The organism is Micromonospora craterilacus, from assembly GCF_003236315.1.
GTDB classification, from domain to species: Bacteria; Actinomycetota; Actinomycetes; order Mycobacteriales; family Micromonosporaceae; genus Micromonospora; species Micromonospora craterilacus.
The window spans coordinates 1-2,609 of the sequence record NZ_POTY01000422.1 but is presented as its reverse complement, the minus strand read 5'-3'; the positions used below and the strand labels follow the sequence as shown (position 1 = coordinate 2,609).

The following is a 2,609-nucleotide window of genomic DNA, read 5'->3' as shown; positions in this document are numbered from 1 at the left end:
GGGGCACCCCACGCGGGTGCGCCGAAGCCGTCGATCTGCTCCGGCGGCCAGAGTGGTTCGATGTCCCGTTCCGGCACCCCATGCTGGCCGGTCACGTGCACCCGGTCGGCGTTCTCGTCCACCACGGTTCCTCCCCATTCCTCCTGCCGAGGATAGGCCCACCGGCCGACCCGGACCGCCGGTGCGGGGCGGGGTCAGGCCGTCCAGACCGCCCAGGCACCCGGCTCGGTCCACCAGGACCGCTTGCGGGTCAGTTCCCCCTCCACACCGTCGTCCAGGTAGGGCAGCGCGCCCGCGTCCCGAGGCAGGACCGAGACGGCCCGGCCACGGGCCCGGCGGACCTCCAGGCGTACCCGGCGCCGGCCCAGCCTCGACCGGGTGACCACCGGAACGGCCACCGCCACCTCGACCAGCCCGTCGGTCGGGTCCGGGGTGGCGAGCAGGGTGACGTCGTCGAGCCGGGCGTACCCGCCGGCGTTGCCGATCGCACAGGCCAGCAGTGGGTCGTCGCCGTTGGTCAGAACGGCGTCGTCCACCTCGACCCGGCCGCGCCAGTGCAGCGGGCGCCCATCCTCGGCGGCGGCGCCGAGCAGCGCGCCGTCCAGGGTGACCGAACCGCCGTCGTTGCGCAGCAGGTCGAGCCGGCGGGGCGTGCCGTCGAGCACGGCGGCGGCCACCGCCGCAGGATCGCGGGGCAGGCCGAGCTGCGCGGCGAGGTCGCGGTGCGCCGTGCTGCGCGCCGGGTCGAGCGGCAGTACGCCGACCGGCGGCAGGTCCGGCACGGTCCGGTTGGCGGCCAGGTCCGCCGGACGACGGCTGGGCGGTGGCGCGTACCGCCGGACCAGCCGGCGCAGCACGGCGCGCAACTGTGCGTCACCGGCCACCGCGACCACGAGCCGGGTCTTGGAGTCCGGGTCCGGCCAGGTGTGGCCGTCCGGTCGGGGCGGGCCGTCCAGTCGGGCCAGCACCTCGTCGATTTCCGCGTCGGAGCGGGCGGTCACCGTCTCGACCCGGGCGCCCCGGGCGGTCAACGCGTCCGCGCAGGCCAGCACGGGCACCCGCGGCGTCTCGCAGCGTTCGTCCCGGTCCTTGGCGGCCTCGTTCGCGCCGCCGCAGCAGGCTTCGCCGCTGCCGCACCCGGCCCCCGGAGCGTCCCGCTCCGAGCCCAGGGTGAGCAGCACCACGTCGTACACGGGTAGCTCCTCCTGCCTGCCAGCGCGACCCCTGCCGGTCGTGCCGTCACTACTTGTTAACCTGACACCCCGGGCTCGCTGACCGGTCGCCGTCTGGCACCCGAGCCTTCTGGAGGCGAGAAGATGCCAGCGATCGTGCTCATCGGCGCTCAGTGGGGCGACGAGGGCAAGGGCAAGGTTACCGACCAGCTGGGTGAGCGGGTCGACTACGTCGTCCGCTACTCCGGTGGCAACAACGCCGGGCACACGGTGATCACCCCCGACGGCCAGAAATACGCCCTGCACCTCATGCCGTCCGGCGCGCTCTCCCCGAACGCCGTGATCGTCATCGGCAACGGCGTGGTGGTCGACCCGAAGGTGCTGCTCAGCGAGATCGACGGGCTCGCCGAACGCGGCGTGGACGTCTCCCGGCTGCGCATCTCCGGCGACGCGCACCTGATCATGCCGCACCACCGGGCGCTGGACCGGGTGGTCGAGCGGTACCTGGGCAGCTCGCGGATCGGCACCACCGGCCGGGGCATCGGCCCGGCGTACGGCGACAAGGTCGCCCGGATGGGGATCCGGGTGCAGGACCTGCTCGACCCGGGCATCCTGCGCAAGAAGCTGGAACTCGCGCTGCGCGAGAAGAACCAGGTGCTGTTCAAGGTCTACAACCGCAAGGCGATCGACGTCGACGCCACCATCGAGGAGTACCTGGAGTACGCGGAGCGGCTCCGGCCGTACATCGCGGAGACCCGGGTGATGCTCTGGGACGCGCTGGACCGCGGTGACACCGTGCTGCTGGAGGGCGCCCAGGCCACCATGCTCGACATGGACCACGGCACGTACCCCTTCGTCACCTCGTCGAACCCGACGGCCGGTGGGGCGTGCGTGGGTGCGGGCATCCCGCCGACCGCGATCACGAAGGTGATCGCGGTGAGCAAGGCGTACACCACCCGGGTCGGTTCGGGGCCGTTCCCCACCGAGCTGTTCGACGACAACGGTCAGCACCTGCGCAAGGTCGGCCACGAGTACGGCACCACGACCGGCCGGGAGCGCCGGTGCGGCTGGTTCGACGCGGTCGTGGCCCGCTACTCCTGCCGCCTCAACGGGGTCACCGACCTGGTGATCACCAAGCTGGACGTGCTCACCGGCCTGCCCACCGTGCCGCTCTGCGTCGGCTACGAGATCAACGGCAAGCGCGTCGACGACATGCCGATGACCCAGACCGACTTCCACCACGCCACCCCGATCTACGAAGAGCACGACGGCTGGTGGGAAGACATCACCAAGGCCCGCACCGAGGCTGAGTTGCCCGACAACGCCCGCCGCTACATCGCCCGCATCGAGGAACAACCCCGGCTTCCCTAAAATCTTGTTCGGCTCCCAGCAGGTCCTCGACACCCTCTTCCATGTTTTTGCCCGCGGAGCAGCCCA

The 2,609-nt window shown here is 72.1% G+C and carries 1 protein-coding gene and 1 pseudogene; one reads left to right on the top strand and one right to left on the bottom strand.

Annotation, left to right across the window (positions count from 1 at the left end; translation table 11 throughout):
• Positions 1–194 precede the first annotated feature (194 nt).
• Positions 195–1,193, bottom strand: a complete 999-nt coding sequence (locus C1I95_RS33340; RefSeq protein WP_111220040.1) for a diacylglycerol kinase family protein — start codon at positions 1,191–1,193, stop codon at positions 195–197.
• A gap of 123 nt (positions 1,194–1,316) precedes the next feature.
• On the opposite strand from C1I95_RS33340, the pseudogene C1I95_RS33335 reads away from it, so the two are divergent.
• Positions 1,317–2,525 (top strand): annotated as a pseudogene (locus C1I95_RS33335) (adenylosuccinate synthase); the annotation flags it as partial.
• Positions 2,526–2,609: the final 84 nt, after the last annotated feature.